We start from the raw sequence: 16,717 nt of genomic DNA on the forward strand, positions 1-16,717 counted from the left end.
CGTCAGAGAGCACCGCACACGGATCTTGAGTCACCACTGAATATCGCGCCGCCAGAACCCGCAAGCACGTATGCACCTGAACCGAAAATGCTCTAGCCCGCTTTGGAGAAATGCTGCGAAATGGCGGCCGGTTCAATGGACGGCAGATAGTGTCCAGCGAAGTGGTGGATGATATTCGTGGCGGCGGCGATAAAAAAGCCTTTGCCCAAGGCGGATACGATCTGCTGAAAGACTGGAGCTATCGCGACATGTGGTGGGTAACCCACAATCAGGGTGGGGCTTTCAGCGCGCGGGGCGTACATGGCCAAAGAATATATATCGATCCAGGGGCTGAAATGGTGATCGTGCGCTATGCATCGCACCCGGTGGCCGGAAACTCGGCGAATGATCCGACGACATTGCCTGCATTCGAGGCATTGGCACGCTACCTGAGTCGTCCAGTTCCGTTGAAGTAGGCTGGTGTATAAATAAGGAATACTTATCCCGGGAGCCGTCATGAAACACGCTATTGCCGCACTGCCCAAAGGCACGAGTGTCCTGCATCCTGATACACCCATGACCCGGGATTACAGGATTAAGCGGCTGAACGTGCACGTGGGCGCGGATGGCCGGATCAGCAAAGTAGTGTGCGGGTAGGGCGCCATCCAACTCGGCGCGGTTTACGAATCGCCCAATTCGCCCATCAGCCGGTTCAGTTCGTCCTGCGAGAAGTCTATGGCGGTAAAGTCCGATGGCGTATAGACCGCCGACGACGATGACTCACACGCTTGCAGTATCGACATCAACTGATTCTCCAGGCGGGCGAGCAGCGCCGTGATGGTCTCCGGCGCATGGCGGGCGCCGAAACGGCAGGAGATCACCAGGCTGCCTTCTTCCAGCCAACTGTCGAAGACCAGCAAATGGCGGCGACCGGCCTGCGGGTCGCGCTCCTGGCCGGCGCCCAGGCGCAGCAGGGCAAGTTGGCCGACCCCGAATTGCCCGATCTCGCCGACAAAGTTGAACGACACGGCGGGCTCGGCCCGCAATGCGGGATCGCCGCCATAACGCAACAGGCCGTAGCCCATGCCATCGTCCGGTATCCGGCGCAGCGCCTCTTTGGCGGCGACCAGCCAGCCGCCCTCGTCCTGACCTGTTGTGGGGGGAAGCACCAGGGGATAACGCGTGGTGAACCACCCCACTGTGCGGGATAGGTCGATGGTCTGATCGAAAGGCTGGCGGCCATGGCCTTCCAGCTCGACGGCCAGTGCGCCGCCCGCCCAGTCGACCAGGCAGCGGCCCAGGCCCGCCAGGACCGCTTCATGCGCACGCAAGCCAAAGACCGACGCCATGGCCGTGACGTAGCGGGACGCCGTGCCGGTGTCGATGCGAAGGCGCGCTTCCCGCACATCGCCTTCCTGATTGGCGGCCTGCTCATGGTCGATGGGGGGCATCATGGCGTCATTCGCCTGCGTGGCCACGCTCAGCCAATACGGCAGTGTGCCGGCCATGGCTTCGCGCCGCTGCGCCAGCGATTGCGCCCACCATGACCACGACGTGGAGGCTGCCGCGATGGCTTGAGGTCCCTTGGACAGCCCCGTCGCCAGGTCGTCGGCCAAAATGCCCCAGGACACCATGTCGGTCAGGCCGTGGTGGGCAACCACCACGATTCGGGTGCCCGATCGGCCAGTCCGGATGGCGCCGGCCGCAATGATGCGGCCGGCCGCGAGGTCCAGTCCGTCCATCAACTGGTCCGCCAGCAGGTTCTCCATGACTTCAAGCTCGGCCTGCGTCGCATCGCCGGCTTCGGTGACGATGACATCCGGCGCATACGCCGGACCTGTCTGTTGAAGCCGCTCTTCGGTCGCAGCGTTCCATTGTGTGCGCAGCGCATCGTGGCGCTTGACCATGGCCAGCATCGTTTCTTGCAATGCTGCCTGGCCGACATCCAGCGAGGTCTGGAATACGGCGCTCAGGCACCAGCGATTCCGGTTTGTCATCGGCGTTTCAAGAAACCATTGCTGGATCGGTGTGACCGGCACCGGATGGGCAAGCGGTGTCAGGCCGGCTGCGGCCGCCTGCACCGGAACGGCCAGCTGCGCCAGCGCGCGCACGGTTGGCGCCTGGAATACCTGGGCGGGCGTCAAGGCCAGGCCCGCGGCTCTTGCACGGCCCACGATTTGTATCGCCATGATGGAGTCGCCGCCCAAGGCAAAGAAGTCGTCGTCCAGCGCCACGTCGGGACGCTGCAGGACGTCGCACCACAGCCCGCGCAGTATGTCCGTCGCTACGCCGCCGCCTGTTGGCTGCGGGGGTTCGCGGCTGTCGGCCGGCGATGCCGGGGTCGGATCCGAGGCGGTGCGCAGCAAGGCCTGCCGGTCCACCTTGCCGTTCACCGTCAGCGGCAGGGCCGGCAATACCAGAACGCGCGCAGGCACCATGGCCTTGGGCACGCGTTGCGTCAGCCAGGCGACGATGTCGTCCTGGCCGCTGTCGCCGGCGACAGCGGCGACAAGGCTGGGTTCGCGTCCCGCTGCCTGGTCGACCAGCACGGCGGCATCGCGCACGCCGGGGCAGGTTCGGATCAGTTCCGCCAGACCCGCCGGCTCGATGCGGTGGCCGCGAATCTTCACCATATCGCCGTTGCGCCCTGCGAACACGATGGTGCCGTCGGGGCGCCGGTGCCCAAGGTCGCCGGTGCGATAGCTGCGCCGTCCATCCTGATCGATCGAAAAAGGCCCTTCGGACGCCATGCCGTGGGTATAGCCCGCGGCGACCGCCGGGCCGCTGATGACGATTTCGCCCTCGCTGCCGTCTTCCAATGCGTTGCCGTCGCCGCCCAGGATGCGCACTTCATAACCGGCCAGAGGAGGCCCCACCGGGACCAACACACTGTTTTCCGCACGCAAGGCCGCCGTCGCCTCGGTCATGCATGCGCCTATGGTGGTTTCGGTCGGACCGTAGTGGTTATAGATGCGGCAGCCCACGCCCAGCGCGCGGATACGATCCACCAATCCCCATGACAGCGCGTCGCCGCCAAGAATCAATGCATGGCGCGGCAGCAGGGCGGCCGCTTCCGGCGCATCCAGCAGCGCCGCCAGATGGGATGGAACAATCTTCAGGGCATCCACCGGCGTTTCCGTCAGCCATTGCTGCAGGGCCACCGGGTCGCGGGCAGATTCGGCGTCGACCGCATGCAGCAGGCCGCCCGTCCACAAGGCGCCCAGAACGGAGGTGTAGCCGAGGTCTGCCGCGAAAGAGGTCACGATGGCGAATGACATGGGAGCCGTTGCCGCCAGCCGGTCCAGCAGTGCGGTGACATAGCAGCGCATGGCGCCATGCGATATGAGCACGCCCTTGGGGCGGCCCGTGGAGCCGGAGGTGTACAGGATGTAGGCGATGTCCGTGTCGGCCACGGTCTTGCATGGTATCGCGGCCGTGTCCCTTCGTTCAGGCTTCAGCGCTGCACGCGACCATGGCACGATGGGAATCGACGGCGCCGCGCGCTCGGCATTGGGTTCCGCGATCAGCACGCGGGCCGCGCTGTCTTGCAGGATGGCCGCGTGATGTTCATCGGGATGCTCGTCATCCAGCGGCACAAAGGTGGCGCCCAGGCGCATAACGGCCAGCATCGACGCCACGGGGCCCAGCCCACGCTCCAGCCGGAAGGCCACGCGGTCGCCGGCCTGTACCCCGGCCTCGGCCAGGCGCATGGCCAGGTCGGCGGCATGGGCGTCCAGCGACCGGTAATCGACCATGCCGTGGCGATCCCGTACCGCGGGCGCACTGGGAGCATGCGTGGCATGTTCCGTCACCCGCGCCGCCAGGCCTGGATGGCCGTTTTGCACGCCGCGAGGGGTTCGGCTCGTAGCGCCGTCGCTTGGATCGCCTCCGGCCAGTTCATTCAGTATGGCCACATAGGCGTCCAGCCATTCCCGCACCCGGCCGGCATCGAACAGATCGCTGTTGTAATGCGCGTCGATGCGCAGGCCGTTGCCGTCGATCTGCATATTCCAGTTCAGATCCCAGCGCACGGCGTGGTGGGTATTGGCCTCTATTTGGGTGGCCAGCCCGGCAAAGTTCGGAGCGGCGTCCGTGCGATCCAGATTGAACGATGCGCAGGCCAGCGGCGGGCGCGATGGATCGCGCCGCAGCTTCAGATCCTTCAGCAGACGGGAATAAGGATAGTCGCGGTGAGCCATGGCGTCGGCGACGGCATGCTGGGTCGCACGGATCAAGTCGCCGTGGCTGATGGCGGCAGCGGCATCCATGCGCACGGGGAGCACGCTCACGCAGTAGCCCATCAGCGTGGGAGCGGGCAGCTCGGGCTGGCCGGCGGAGAAGATGGCTATCGCCATCTCGTCCTGTCCGCTCAGGCGGGCCAGGAGCCGGCCGTAGGCGGCCAGGCACACGGAGAACAAAGAGCTGCCGGTCTGCCGGCCAAGGGCTTGCAGCCGTTCCAGAAGTTCGGGCGGCAAGCGGTCGCGGCTTGCACGCGCGCCCGAAAAGGTCTGCAAGGCTGGACGCGGCCGGTCGGTGGGTAGTTGCAAAGGCGCCGGCACCGTCGCGTACAGATCCTGCCAATAGGCGGCCAGCTCGGGCAGCATGGCATGGCTGCGGCAGTGATCGATATAGCGGCGGTAAGGAACGGGGGCGTCCAGCACGGCGGGGCGCTTTTCGACCCGGGCGCTGTAGAGTTCCGCCAGCTCTAGCGCCATCAACTGCATGGACCACCCATCGGTGATCAGATGCGGCATCACGACGAGCAGACGATGGACGTCCGGCGATTTGCGGACGATGCGCGCCACGACCAGCGGCCCGTGTGCCAGGTCCAGCGGCGCCAGCGCCATTCGGTCCAGCCAGTCTTGTTCAGCGCCGTCGCGTACCGGGTCGAAATCCATGACTTTGACATCGGGCGCTAAAACGGGATGTATCCATTGGCTTTCCCCGTCTTCGGGGAAGGTTGTGCGCAAGGCCTCGTGCCGATCGACGACATCGCCCAGGGCGGCCTGTATGGCGGCCAGGTCCAGGGTCCCGTTCAGGTCGAACACCAACGATTGGTTGTAGGCCGCCGACGTCTCCGGACTGAAGGCCGCCAGCAGGCGCAGTGCCTGCTGGCCCGGCGTCGTCGGCAGGTGTTCCTGCTGCTGCGCGGCTTGGCCGGACGGCATCGGCGAAGGGTTGCGCGGGGCCAGCATGCCTGCCGCCCGCATGGCGCGCACCGAGGCCTGCACCGCCGCCGCGATGCGGTCCAGGTCCTGGTCCGTATGCGCGGTGGACAGAAAGCAGGTGCGTCCTTCCCACACATAGACGCCGTTCTGGATAAGATGGTTGTAGAACAGGTCGCTGGCGCCCACATAGCGGTACAGCGATGAAAAGTGATGCACCGATATGGAGGTTTCCTCGGCTTGCAACACGGCATTCAATCGCGCTGCGAAGGCTTCCGTGCGCTGGTTCAGCGACGTTTGCAGGCCAGGCCCGGCCGCTTCCAGGTGGGCCAGCACGGCCTGTGCCGCCACCATGGCCAAGGGGTTTTTATTGAAGGTGCCGGCAAAGAAACTGCGGTCCTCGCGCGGCAGTTCCTTGCCTTCGAAGGACCAGGCGCCGCCGTCCAGGGCGTCCAGGTAGATGGCCTCGCCCGCCACCACGCCTATCGGTAGGCCGCCGCCAACGATCTTGCCGTAGGTGACCAGGTCGGCGCGCACGCCCGCCCAGGATTGAGCCCCGCCTTGCGCAACCCGAAAGCCCAGCAAAACCTCGTCGAAGATCAGTGCCGTGCCGGACTGTCGGGTCAGTTCGCGCACTTGTTGAAGAAAGGCGCGCGGCTGGCGGTCGGGCCGCCGGCCCTGTACCGGTTCGACGATGACCGCGGCCAGTGTCGGCGCTTCGCGCGCGAGTATCTCAAGCGCGGCGGCTTCGTCGCCGTAGTCCAGCACCAGCACATCATCCACCATGCCCGGCGGCGTGCCGCCAGCCAGGGCGACGGTCGCCCCGCCTGCGCCGACCTGGGCCAGGGTGCCGTCGAAATGGCCGTGATACGAGCCCGAGAACATGGCTATGCGCTGCCGCCCCGTCGTGTGGCGCGCCAGGCGCAGCGCGGTCATGACCGCCTCTGTTCCGCTGTTGCAGAATGCGGCGCGGGCATTGCCCGTCATCCGGCACAGCCGCTCGGCCACTTCGCCGGCAAGATGCGCCTGCGGCCCGATGAACAGGCCGCGTTCAGTCAGATGGCGGTTGATCGCTTCGGTCAGGAAGGCGGGGCTGTGCCCGAAAAGCTGTACGCCGAAGCCCATGGCGCTGTCGACATATTCATTGCCATCCACATCGATCAGTTGGCTGCCCTGAGCCTTTGCGCCGACGATGGGATAGAGCATGGAGCGGGTTTCGTTGCGGAAACCCGCGACGGCGCGGCTGTCGGCCAAGTAAGGGCCGTACTTGCGCCGCTGGTCCTGCGAGGCGCGGCTGCGGTCGATATAGGCGCGGGCAAAAGCAGTCAGCGCTTCGGGATTGCCCACGTTCTGCGGCGCTGCTGCGATTACCGGTTGCGGTGTAGAAACGATTGCAGCGGCCCGCGCCGCGGCGGGGGCGGACGGCGTCGGCACGGCTTGCACCGTATCCGCCAGGGCCTGCAAGACATAGGCGATCAGCCGGCTTGGGCTGCCCAGGTTCTCGAACAGGGCCCGCCGGGGTATGGAAATGGCCCAGCGCCGTTCCAGCGTGGCCACGGCTTCGGTAAGCGCCAATGAATCGACACCCAGCTCAAGAAAGCCGTGGTCCGATTCGGCGTCCGCCGGCGCCAGTTGCAGGGAGCGGATCAGGACGTCGGCAATCTGTTGCCGGTGATCGATGGACGCGTCACCGGCCGTGCTCTTTGCAGCATCGGGCGGGGGCGTGTTGCTGGGTTCTTCCCGCCTGGGCGCCGCCGCAGCCGTGGGCATGGTGGCTTCAGTCTGTGGAAAGGGTATCCAGTGCCGCTGGTCCGCGAAGGGATACCCCGGCGCGGCAGCCCGTTTGGAGGCGGCATAGATATCGTCCCAGCGGATGTCGATGCCCGCAACGAACAAATGGGCCAGGACATTGCCCAGCGTCTGCCCGGCCGGGCGGTTGCGCCGCAGCGTCGGGACGATGACGGGAGGTTGATCCGTGAATTCGGCTGTGCGCGATGCCGTGCCCATCAAGGCGGGGGAGGCGCCCACTTCGATCAGCACGCGGGCACCGCTGGCGGCCAGCGTCGACATGCCTTGCGTGAAGCGTACCGGTTCGCGTATGTGGCGTACCCAATATTCCTCGGTATTAAAGGGGGCGTCCAATTGCCCTGTCAGGTTGGACACCAGCGCCGCGCGGGGAGGAGAAAGCACCACGCCGGCCATGGCGGCGGCAAAGGGTTCCAGCGCCGCATCCATGAGCCGCGAATGAAAAGCCTGTGTGGTGCGCAGCGGCTGGCAGCCTATGCCGTGGGTTTCCAGGCCGGCGCACAGGGCGTCGATGTCCGCCGCCGGGCCGGACACCACGAACTCGTCCGGCGCGTTGATGGCGGCGATGTCGACTTGCTTCAGCAAATGGCGCGCAGCCTCGGGCACGGCATCCGGCGAGACGAACACCGCAGCCATGCGGCCGTCGCCCGCACCGGCCCCCATCAGCTTGCCCCGCTGCACGACCAGGCGCAGGGCCTGATCCAGGGTGAATACGCCGGCACGGCAGGCAGCCACCCACTCGCCCAGGCTGTGCCCTATCGATATTTGCGGCGTGATGCCCCAGGTCGCCAACCTGTCGGCCAGCGCATAGCCCAGTATGAACAGGGCGGGCTGGGCAAGCCGGGTATCGGCCAGGTCGCAGTCGGGATCGTCGCCGAACATCGCCGCAGCCACAGAGCATCCAAGCAGAGGGTCGACAATGGCGGCGCAGTCGTCGACCATGCGGCGGAATGCCGCGTCGCTGTCGTACAGATCCTTGCCCATGCCGGCCCATTGGCTGCCTTGTCCGGTGTAGAGGAAACCGAGCTTGGGCGGGTCGGCGGGCGCCAGGCCGCGTGCACCGATCAAGGGGGACTCACCGGCGGCGACCGCGCGCAAGCCTGCGATGGCCTCGTCAAGATCATGGGCCACGATGGCCGCGCGCACCGGGAATTGGCCGCGGCCTATCGCCAGGCTGGCCGCCAGCCCACGCAGGTCGGCATGGCCCTCTTCCAGCCAGTTGGCCAGCATGCCGGCCAGCCTGTCCAGCCCTTGCGGGTCGGGCGCCGACAAGGGCAGGACGATGGGGCCGTATTGCGGCGCAGGGCCGGCTGGCGCTTTGGCTGCTTCGAGTATCAGGTGCGCGTTGGTGCCGCTGAAGCCGAAGCTGCTGACGGCGGCGCGGGCCGGATGGCAGGGCGGCCAGGGACGCGGCGCGTCGATCACGTGTACCGGCAGGCGGTCCCATGCGATGCGGGGGTTGGGGTTCTGTTGATGCAAGGTCGGCGCAAGCTGGCCGGATTCCAGCATGAGGACGGCTTTGATCATGCCGGCAATGCCGGCGGCGGCTTCCAGGTGGCCGATATTGGTCTTCACGGACCCGATCAGCAAAGGCGCGTCGCGGCCTTCGCCGTAGGCGTCGGCCAGCGCCTGTACTTCGATGGGATCGCCCAGCGGCGTGCCCGTGCCGTGGCATTCCACCACGTGTACATCCGAGGCTTGCAGGCCTGCGTCGCGCAAGGCCTTGCGGACCAGCGCGGTCTGCGCCGAGGCGTTGGGCGCGGTCAGGGAACTGGCCCTGCCATCGTGGTTCACCGCTGCGCCTCGAACGATCGCGCGTATGCGGTCGCCATCGCGCAAGGCATCGCCAAGCCGCTTCAAGACGACGATACCGCCGCCTTCGCCGCGCACATAGCCGTCGGCCGCGGCGTCGAACGTGCGGCAGGCATGGCCGGGACTCAGCATGCCGGCCGCGGCAAAGCCTTGGGTAAGGCTGTTATTGATCAGCAGGTTCACCCCGCCGGCCAGCGCCATATCGCATTCACCTTGGCGCAGGCTACGGCTGGCGGCATGAACGGCCACCAGGGATGAGGAGCAGGCGGTGTCCAGCACCAGTGCCGGCCCCGTGATGTCCAACAGGTGGGCCAGCCGGCCCGCGGCGGTGCTGGCCGAATTGCCGGTGGCGGCCAGCGGCGAATACAATGCCCCCGGCCCCTGGAAGCGCAGGCCGTAATCCTGCGTGCTGATGCCCAGGAACACGCCGGTGGCCGATGGCCGGCGCTGCCGGTCCGCAGCGCCGGCGTCTTCGAGCGCGTGCCAGGCCACTTCCAGCAACAGGCGATGCTGCGGATCCATATGGCTGGCTTCGTTGTCGCGGATGCCGAAGAAGGCAGCGTCGAAACGGTCAATATCTTCGATATAGCCGCCCGGCGGCAGGCCTGCGCTTTCGGGTCTATTGGCGGGCGGCCGGCCGATGGCATCCTGGCCGGAAGCCAGCAAGCGCCTGTAGGCCAGCGCGTCGGGCGCGCCCGGAAAGCGGCAAGCCAGGCCGACGACCGCAATGCAGTCATCCGTCAGGGGCGTGGTACTGGAACCGGCCTGGCCTTCATCGGCAACGGCGGCCTGGACGCCGTCGGATGCAAAATGGGCGGCCAGCCGCGCCAGCGTGGGATAGTCGTATGCCACGGTCTCGGGTACCGGCACGCCCAGGCGTTCGCCCAGCGCAAAGGCCAGTTCCGTGGAGGCCAGCGAGTCCAGGCCCAGCTCGGCAAAGCCGCAGTCCGCGCGCAGGCTGTCGGACGCAAGGCCCAGCCGGTCCGACAGCCACTGCGCCAGCCAGGCGCGCAGGGCGTGGCTCTCCATTCCCTTGCCGGCGTCGCCCTGGGCCGGCGCCGTATCGGCCTGGCCCGGTAGCTGCGCTTCCCATTGAGCAATCTCGGGCAGCTCGCCCGCCAGATAAGCGCGCTTGTTCGCCATGCGCTGTATCTTGCCGCTGGACGTGCGCAGCACGGTGCCCGGGGGCACCAGCACGATGCGCGACAGGGAGATTTCCAACTGTTGCCAGACAGCCTGCGCAATGGCTTCGAAGACGGGCTCCGTCGCCTCGCCGCGCCGTGAACGTTCCATTTCCTGGACCAGCACGACCTGCTCGCGTCCTTTGCCGGACCCGTCGGCTTCAAGGTAGAAGGCCGCGCCGTTGTCGCGCCGCAGCGCATCGTGCGAACGCTGCGCCACCCACTCTATATCCTGAGGGTAGAAGTTGGCGCCGGCCAGGATGATCAAATCCTTGATGCGGCCGGTGATGAACAGTTCGCCGTCCACCATGGCGCCCAGGTCGCCGGTGCGCAGGAAGCCCCCGGCCTGTGGTTCGTCGTCTATGTTTGCGCCGAATGCCGCTGCGGATTCTTCGGGCCGTTGCCAGTAGCCTGTTGCAATGGTGGGGCCGCCCACCCAGACTTCGCCGATGTGATTGGATGGGCAGCGCCGCAGCGTTTCCGGATCGACGATGGCAATGGGCACGTCCGGCAGGGCTTGGCCGCTGCCTGGCATGATCCGTGCCGCCAGCGCTTCCGGGTCGCAGGGCTGGATGAGGCCGGCGGTCAGCGCCGCGCCGTCGAAATGCCGCAAGACCGGCGGATGCCCGACCGGGTTTCCGGTGACGGCCAGGGTGCTTTCGGCCAGGCCATAGGCCGGTGCGAACGTCTCGGGCCTGAATCCATACGGCGCGAATTCGCTGACGAACTGGTCCATGACCGCCGGATTGATGGGTTCGGCGGCATTCATAGTCATGACCATGCTGCTTAAATCCAGGCCGGCACGGTCTTGCAGCGCGATGCGGCGGCTGCAAAGATCGTAGGCGAAACTGGGGGCTGCCGAGTGCGTGCCGCGAAATTGCGACATGGCCTGCAACCAAAGCAGGGGCTTTTGCAGAAAGGTATTGGGCGCCATCTGCACTGACCCGCAACCCGAATACAGGGGCTGGAGCAGGCCGAATATGAGTCCCAGGTCGTGAAAGGCGGGCAGCCAACTGATCATGACGGACTGCTCGGCTATGCCCCATACGGCACCCATGCGTTGCAGGTCGTGCAGCAGGTTCCCGTGGCTGACACGGACGCCCTTGGGCATGGCCGTCGAACCCGAGGTGTACTGCAGGAAGGCGGTGTCGTCCGCTCGTATGGCGGCCGGTTGCAGATCGGGCTGGTCGGGCAGCCCGTCCACGGCGACCCAGGACAGGGCCGCCAAACGCGCATTGGATCCGCGCCATTCGTCCGTGGCGCTCAGCAGCGCCTCGCTGGTCAGGGCGACGCGGGCGCCGGAGTCAGTGGCCACGGCCACCAGCCGCTCGATCAGGCGATTGCGCCGCGGCGGATTGATGGGGGTTGCCAGGCGGCCGCTCCACAGGCAGGCCATGAAGGCTGCAAGAAAATCGGGACCGGCATGAAATACCAGCAGCACCGGCTCGCCGGGCTGGGTATCGCGCATCAGCCGGGCCGCGATCGCGCGGGCGCGCGATGCCAGGTCAGCCGCGTTCCAGCGGCATTGCGGCTGGCCCTGGCTGTCGAGAAAGGTGAACCACCAGCCGTCGCCTTCCGTACGTGCCCGCCGATCCAGGATGTGGGGAAGCAGGAGGGTAGTGTTTTGCGGGACGGCTGAGTTCATTACGGTCTCCTGGCGATCAATCAACGGCTTCCACATCAACCCGGTTGCCCATCCTTCGTTTCAGCATTTCTTCCAGCTTGGCGTCCAGGCGCCTGTCCAGCGTGGCGGCGATGGCTTTTTCAAGATCGGATTGCTGGTCGCTGCTACGGGTCAGGTCCGCCACGCGGGCCAGGTCGTTTCGGCTCAGCGACAACAGCAGGCAGGGCAGGCGCGTACGGCATGTGGTCGGATGCGGTATGCCTTCCAACAGCGCAAACTCACCCAGGAAATCGCCCACTTCAAGCACCTCCATGGTCAAGGATGAGCCGTCTTTCAGCAGCACCGTGCTTTCCACGCTGCCGCGCGCGATGATGTAGAAGCGGCCTTCGGTCGTGCCCTCGATGGCCAGCACGGTGCCTGCTTCGACTTCCTCCACCCGCAGCATGCTGCGTATGCGCTCCAGTTCTTGTTCCTCCGCCGTGGAGAATATGGGGATTTTGCGCAGGCGATCTATGGAGATGCCAACATCGCGTCCCGCATTGACAATGGCGATGTCGGACTGTTTCTCCCACATCCCGGCATATACCCCTTGTTTGGCCAGGAGCTCGGCATGGGCGCCGGTTTCGACCAGCCGGCCATCCTTGAATACGCAGATCATGTCCATGTCGGGGCAGGAGTTCAGGCGGTGCGTGACGGAAAACAGCATGCGGTCCGCGCTGATGCGTCCCAGGGTTTCGTTGATGGCCGCCTCGGCCTCGGCGTCCAGGGCCGACGTGGCTTCGTCCAGCAGCAGAATCTGCGGATTGCGCAGCAGGGCGCGTGCAATGACGATGCGCTGGCGCTGGCCGCCCGAGAGCAGTTTGCCGCCTTCGCCCACATTGGTGTCGTAGCCTTGCGGCAAGCCGATGATAAAGTCGTGGATCTCGGCCGCCCGCGCCGCCTGCTCGACCTCGGCATCGCTGGCGTCCATGCGTCCGATGCGGATGTTGTACCGGATCGATGCCTCGAACAGGGTGGTGTCCTGGTTGACCACGGCCATCATCGAGCGCAGACGGTGGTTGTCTACCTGGCGGATGTCGGTGTCGTTAAGCAATATGCTGCCGCTCATGGCGTCATAGTTGCGCGACATCAGATTGATGATGGTGCTCTTGCCCGAACCGGAAGGCCCCACCAGCGCAATGCGCCGCGGCGCGGGCGATTCCAGCGTGACGTCTTTCAGGTTCAGGCGGTCGCCGGTATAGCTGAACGAAACATTGTTGAAGGCGATTCGCGACAGCGGCGGTTCCAGCGCGGCTTCGCCGCGATCATCGGGAGCATCATCGGGGTGATCCAGCAATTCGTCGATGCGTTGCCAACTGCCTATGGCCTGGATGGCCGATGGCAGCAGGGCGGCAATGCCGCCCGCCGCGCCGCCAAACGCCAGCAACAGGCCGATATAGGCCACGACGACGCCGCCCGACACGGTGCCGTTCAGGGACAGGATCGCGCCCAGGCCGATGATGCCCAGTTGCGCGGCGCTGATGGCGAACACGGTTGCGCGTCCGGTCAGTTCGCCCAGCAGATACTGGCGGTAGCTGGCGTCGTAGATGGTCTTGCTGCGCTCGTCGAACTGGTCGCGGCGATGGCGGGCCAGGTCGAGCGTACGTATGACGGGCAGCAACTGCACGGTTTCCTTGATGAAGCCCACTATCTTGCCGTCTTCCACCTTGCGGGCGTACGAGGCCCGCACTGCAAGGCGCCCGACCAGCCGGGGCGCCGTCAGGGCGATGGCCAGCATGGTGATGGTGGCCAGGGCCATCCGCCAATCGAGCAAGATGCCGGTGATCAGCGACCCTATCATCAGGAAGGCTTTGGAGATGATGCCCGGAATGGCCCGGACGATGCCGTTCTCGACGATGAAGATGTCGTTGTTGAAGATGGAAACGATGTCGCCGCTTTGAAACCGCCCCAGAGACCGCGAGGACAGGCCCAGCAGCTTGTCGAAAGTGCGTTGGCGCACATCCTTCATGGTGCGGGGTCCCAGCGTGGATACGCTGAAGTCGATGGCCAGCCCGGCCGATGCGGTGACCAGAAAGCCACCGATAAGATAGGCCAGCGTGAGCCAGATGACGCCGGCGTTCTGCGGCGTGATGCCGTCATCGAACAACTGGTTCAACCAGATCGGCATCAGCATGGCGTAGGCCGTCTGGATCAACACCCCGACGCCCAGCGTAATGCAGAAGAAACGATGAGGACGCAATTGCTGGGCCGTCCAGGCCAGGAAGGGGCCCGCGCCTTTGGCGGGCTGCTCGTCGGCCAGCGACTCTTCCCATTGCAGCTCCAGCATGGTTTGCGATTTGCCGGTGGACGTGTGGCAGGCGTCGTCCATGGATGTCTCGGTAGCCAGGGCGCGTGCAAACTTGGCCAGTCCCGGGGCGCCATAGGTGTCCAGCATGAAGCGTACGAAGGCGCCCGCCCTGACGGCATCGCGCTCAGCGCCGGCGCCGGATGACAGGCGGCTGTGCAGCCCGTCCAGATCGCCCGCTTCGGCTACGCTGATGTTTCCCGCGCCATCGGCGGTTCTTGTGGCGTGGCGCAGGACGCCGGTTCCGATGAATGCAAGCGCGTCGGCTGGAATATCCAGCCGCTCGGTCAGGATGCGTTCCACCAGTGATCGTTGAGTGTCGATTCCCGAAGAGTGTGAGTCCGCCAGTCCGGCAGCGATGCCGGCGCCGTGCTCGGGGGCTTGCAGGCCAAGTATCTGGCAGGTCTTTTGTTCCAGCTCATTGAGTCTCTGGGTGTTTGGCCTGAACCAGCGATGAACAATTGCCTTCAGTCGTGATTGCACACTAGCCTCTTTTTTCAGTTGCTGTTCATGGAAGCCGCCTCGTTGGCGGCGTGGGCGGATAAAGCAGCTGCCCGCATCAGAATGCGGGCAAGGTCGGAGCTGTGAGTGGTCCAGAAAAAATGCCCGCCATTGCAGGGAATCAATCGGGTGGTCGCGGATGTGACCTTTTCCCACGCCTGAAGCTCTTCGGAAGAGACCGATGGATCGCCGTCCAATTGCAGGACATCGATGGGCACATTCAAGGCGGCGGGGGTGTATCGATAGGTGTCGCAGGCTTCGAGATCGGCGCGCAGGGCGGGTTCCAGGCCGGAAGCGGCCAGGTCGCCGGCATCGCCGCCGGCCATGCCGAAGCGCGCCGCAAGCTCCGCCTGCAATTGCGGGGCGGGGAGGCGGTACAAAGGGGTATCGGCGGGCGGCATGCAGGGAGAGCGGAAGCCGGACACAACGAGGCGGGCGGGCTGGATACCGGCGCGGGCCAGGCGCCTGGCGGTTTCGAATGCCAATAAGGCCCCATAGCTGTTGCCCACCAGAATCAAGGGCTGATCTTCGAAAAAGGGAGAGGGCTGTGCAAGGGAAAGGAAAGCGTTGGCGATGCCATCGGCGGCGGTGGCGGCCCGACGAGGCGGGTCGCCGCCCTTGTCTGAAGGCTGGCGCGGCAAATAGGCCGCCATGATCCCGGCTGTGCCAGGCAAAGAGGCCGCCACGCGGCCGGCCGACAAGGGCGAACCGCCCGCGTGCGGGAAAAACATGAAGGTGGGCTGGCCTGGCGCCGCAGCCCGCAGGCCGACAATCCATTGCGATTGCATGGATCCTGTCGCTGACGAGGTACCGACCGTAGTGTCCATCAGGAAGCCTTCCGCTAACATGCTGTTGCTGTGGCAGTCGATGATTCTATCAGTTATTGTATCTAAACATGACTTCTGTATAGTTACTTTACTGTGACCAGCACACTAACAGGCGACGCGACATGACAGCAAGCACCTTATTTCCGCCCGACGCGATGGCCGCCTACGAACGCGATGGCGTCATCTGCCTGCGCGGCGCCTTCAGCGCCGAATGGGTGGAGCTGGCGTGCCGGGGCATCGAACACAACATCGCCCAGCCCAGCCCCTTGTTCCGCAACCTGGGTACGTCCGACGGGGGCTTTCTGTCGGATATATGGGCGCGCCGATATATTCCCGAGTTCGAACGCTTTTGCATGGAGTCGCCGGCCGCGGCCATTGCCGCGCAGGCGCTGCGGTCCAATCCGGTAAGGCTGGTGCAGGACACCTGGTTCAGCAAGCTGCCCGGCGCCTCGGCGCGCACTCCTTGGCATCACGATACCGCTATTGCCGGACCATTCTGCTCGATCTGGGTGGCGCTGGATCCCACGCCACGCGATGCGTCGCTGGAGTTCGTCGCGGGGTCACATGGATGGGGCCGAACCTTGATGCCGCGATCCTATTTTGCCAGGGGTGGCGACGCGGCGGAGCGTTTCTATACCGAGTTCCATGGCGACGCCGACCGCGATCAGGGACCCGGCTTCGGCCAGGTGCCCGATATCGAAGCCGACCGCGATGCCTACGACATTATTGGCTGGGAATTGCAGCCCGGCGACTGCGTTCTCTTTGATGCCCGCACGCTGCACGGCGCCCCAGGCAATCACCTGGAACGGCCGCTGCGCCGTTTCGTCACCCGCTGGATCACCGATGAATCCGTGCTGGCGCCGCATGGCAAGGATGTTATCGGCGCCCTGGCGGCGGCCGGGCTGCAAGCCGAGCTGGAAGTCGGAAAGCCGATACGCGGGCCGCTGTTTCCTGTCATAACGGTGACACGTCCAACCTCGATAATTTCGTAACTTATGTAGCAATTATTGACGTTTGTTACTGGCGCGGTATACAGTTCGCAATTCGACGGCCTGTGTCAAAGAGGCCTAGAGCGCTAAATATTATTGTTTGCAGTTCAATGTAGTTCAACCTCAGGAGACTGACATTATGGCTGGTATGTTCCTCACGATTACTCGCGCAAACATCAAGGCTGGCAGCGAACAAGAAGCACGCTCACTGCTCGAAAAATCCCTGCTGCCCAACGACGGTTCCAAGCCGGGCGACCACATTCCGGGCCTTATCGGTTTTGGCTTGATGCGCTCCAAGAAAGATCCCTCCATGTATGGCTTGGCAACGGTATGGAAAGACGAGGCCTCCCTGGATGCGTTGTCCTCCAACCCGAATGCAAAGACGGGCGGCCACTGGGTGGAAAAGTTCATGAAGTTCACCCAGGGCGATGTCAAGGGCGAAGGCTTCTACATCGAAAGCCTGTAATTCGCTTTCCCCAAAGGGGGGAT

The 16,717-nt window shown here is 65.1% G+C and carries 6 protein-coding genes and 1 pseudogene; 4 read left to right on the forward strand and 3 right to left on the reverse strand.

Annotated features, from left to right (window positions below; genetic code table 11):
• Nucleotides 1–92 precede the first annotated feature (92 nt).
• Both V0R37_RS11985 and V0R37_RS11990 read left to right on the forward strand, forming a co-directional pair.
• Nucleotides 93–455 (forward strand): annotated as a pseudogene (locus V0R37_RS11985) (6-aminohexanoate hydrolase); the annotation flags it as partial.
• A 40-nt stretch (nucleotides 456–495) separates the two neighbouring features.
• Entirely contained in the window at nucleotides 496–636 is a 141-nt protein-coding gene (locus tag V0R37_RS11990) for an I78 family peptidase inhibitor (protein ID WP_420374744.1), read from the forward strand.
• Between the two features lie 23 nt (nucleotides 637–659).
• On the opposite strand, the gene V0R37_RS11995 is transcribed toward V0R37_RS11990, so the two are convergent.
• The 3 genes from V0R37_RS11995 to V0R37_RS12005 are packed head-to-tail and all read right to left on the reverse strand — an operon-like array spanning nucleotide 660 to nucleotide 15,200.
• Nucleotides 660–11,588: an aminotransferase class III-fold pyridoxal phosphate-dependent enzyme gene (locus tag V0R37_RS11995; RefSeq protein ID WP_420374745.1), complete on the reverse strand. Its 10,929-nt coding sequence runs from the start codon at nucleotides 11,586–11,588 to the stop codon at nucleotides 660–662.
• 16 nt (nucleotides 11,589–11,604) lie between these two features.
• Complete coding sequence (locus tag V0R37_RS12000) at nucleotides 11,605–14,394, reverse strand: ATP-binding cassette domain-containing protein (protein ID WP_420374746.1); 2,790 nt, start codon at nucleotides 14,392–14,394, stop codon at nucleotides 11,605–11,607.
• Nucleotides 14,395–14,408: 14 nt separating this feature from the next.
• On the reverse strand, nucleotides 14,409–15,200 hold the full coding sequence (locus V0R37_RS12005; protein WP_420374747.1) for a thioesterase II family protein: 792 nt from the start codon (nucleotides 15,198–15,200) through the stop codon (nucleotides 14,409–14,411).
• Nucleotides 15,201–15,361: 161 nt separating this feature from the next.
• On the opposite strand from V0R37_RS12005, the gene V0R37_RS12010 reads away from it, so the two are divergent.
• Together V0R37_RS12010 and V0R37_RS12015 are read left to right on the forward strand one after the other, a co-directional pair.
• Nucleotides 15,362–16,231 (forward strand): phytanoyl-CoA dioxygenase family protein, encoded by an 870-nt coding sequence (locus tag V0R37_RS12010; RefSeq protein WP_420374748.1) that lies wholly within the window; start codon nucleotides 15,362–15,364, stop codon nucleotides 16,229–16,231.
• Nucleotides 16,232–16,367: 136 nt separating this feature from the next.
• Entirely contained in the window at nucleotides 16,368–16,694 is a 327-nt protein-coding gene (locus V0R37_RS12015) for an antibiotic biosynthesis monooxygenase family protein (RefSeq protein WP_264131828.1), read from the forward strand.
• The last annotated feature ends 23 nt before the right edge of the window (nucleotides 16,695–16,717 follow it).

Source organism: Pollutimonas rozaliensis (assembly GCF_048751585.1).
Taxonomy (GTDB): domain Bacteria; phylum Pseudomonadota; class Gammaproteobacteria; order Burkholderiales; family Burkholderiaceae_B.

What these genes read in the sequence shown, in the direction of transcription:
- V0R37_RS12010 (WP_420374748.1), top strand. Translation starts at nt 15,362, where the DNA reads ATGACAGCAAGCACCTTATTTCCGCCCGACGCGATGGCCGCCTACGAA.
- V0R37_RS11990 (WP_420374744.1), top strand. Translation starts at nt 496, where the DNA reads ATGAAACACGCTATTGCCGCACTGCCCAAAGGCACGAGTGTCCTGCAT.
- V0R37_RS12015 (WP_264131828.1), top strand. Translation starts at nt 16,368, where the DNA reads ATGGCTGGTATGTTCCTCACGATTACTCGCGCAAACATCAAGGCTGGC.
- V0R37_RS12005 (WP_420374747.1), bottom strand. Translation starts at nt 15,200, where the DNA reads ATGCAATCGCAATGGATTGTCGGCCTGCGGGCTGCGGCGCCAGGCCAG.
- V0R37_RS11995 (WP_420374745.1), bottom strand. Translation starts at nt 11,588, where the DNA reads ATGAACTCAGCCGTCCCGCAAAACACTACCCTCCTGCTTCCCCACATC.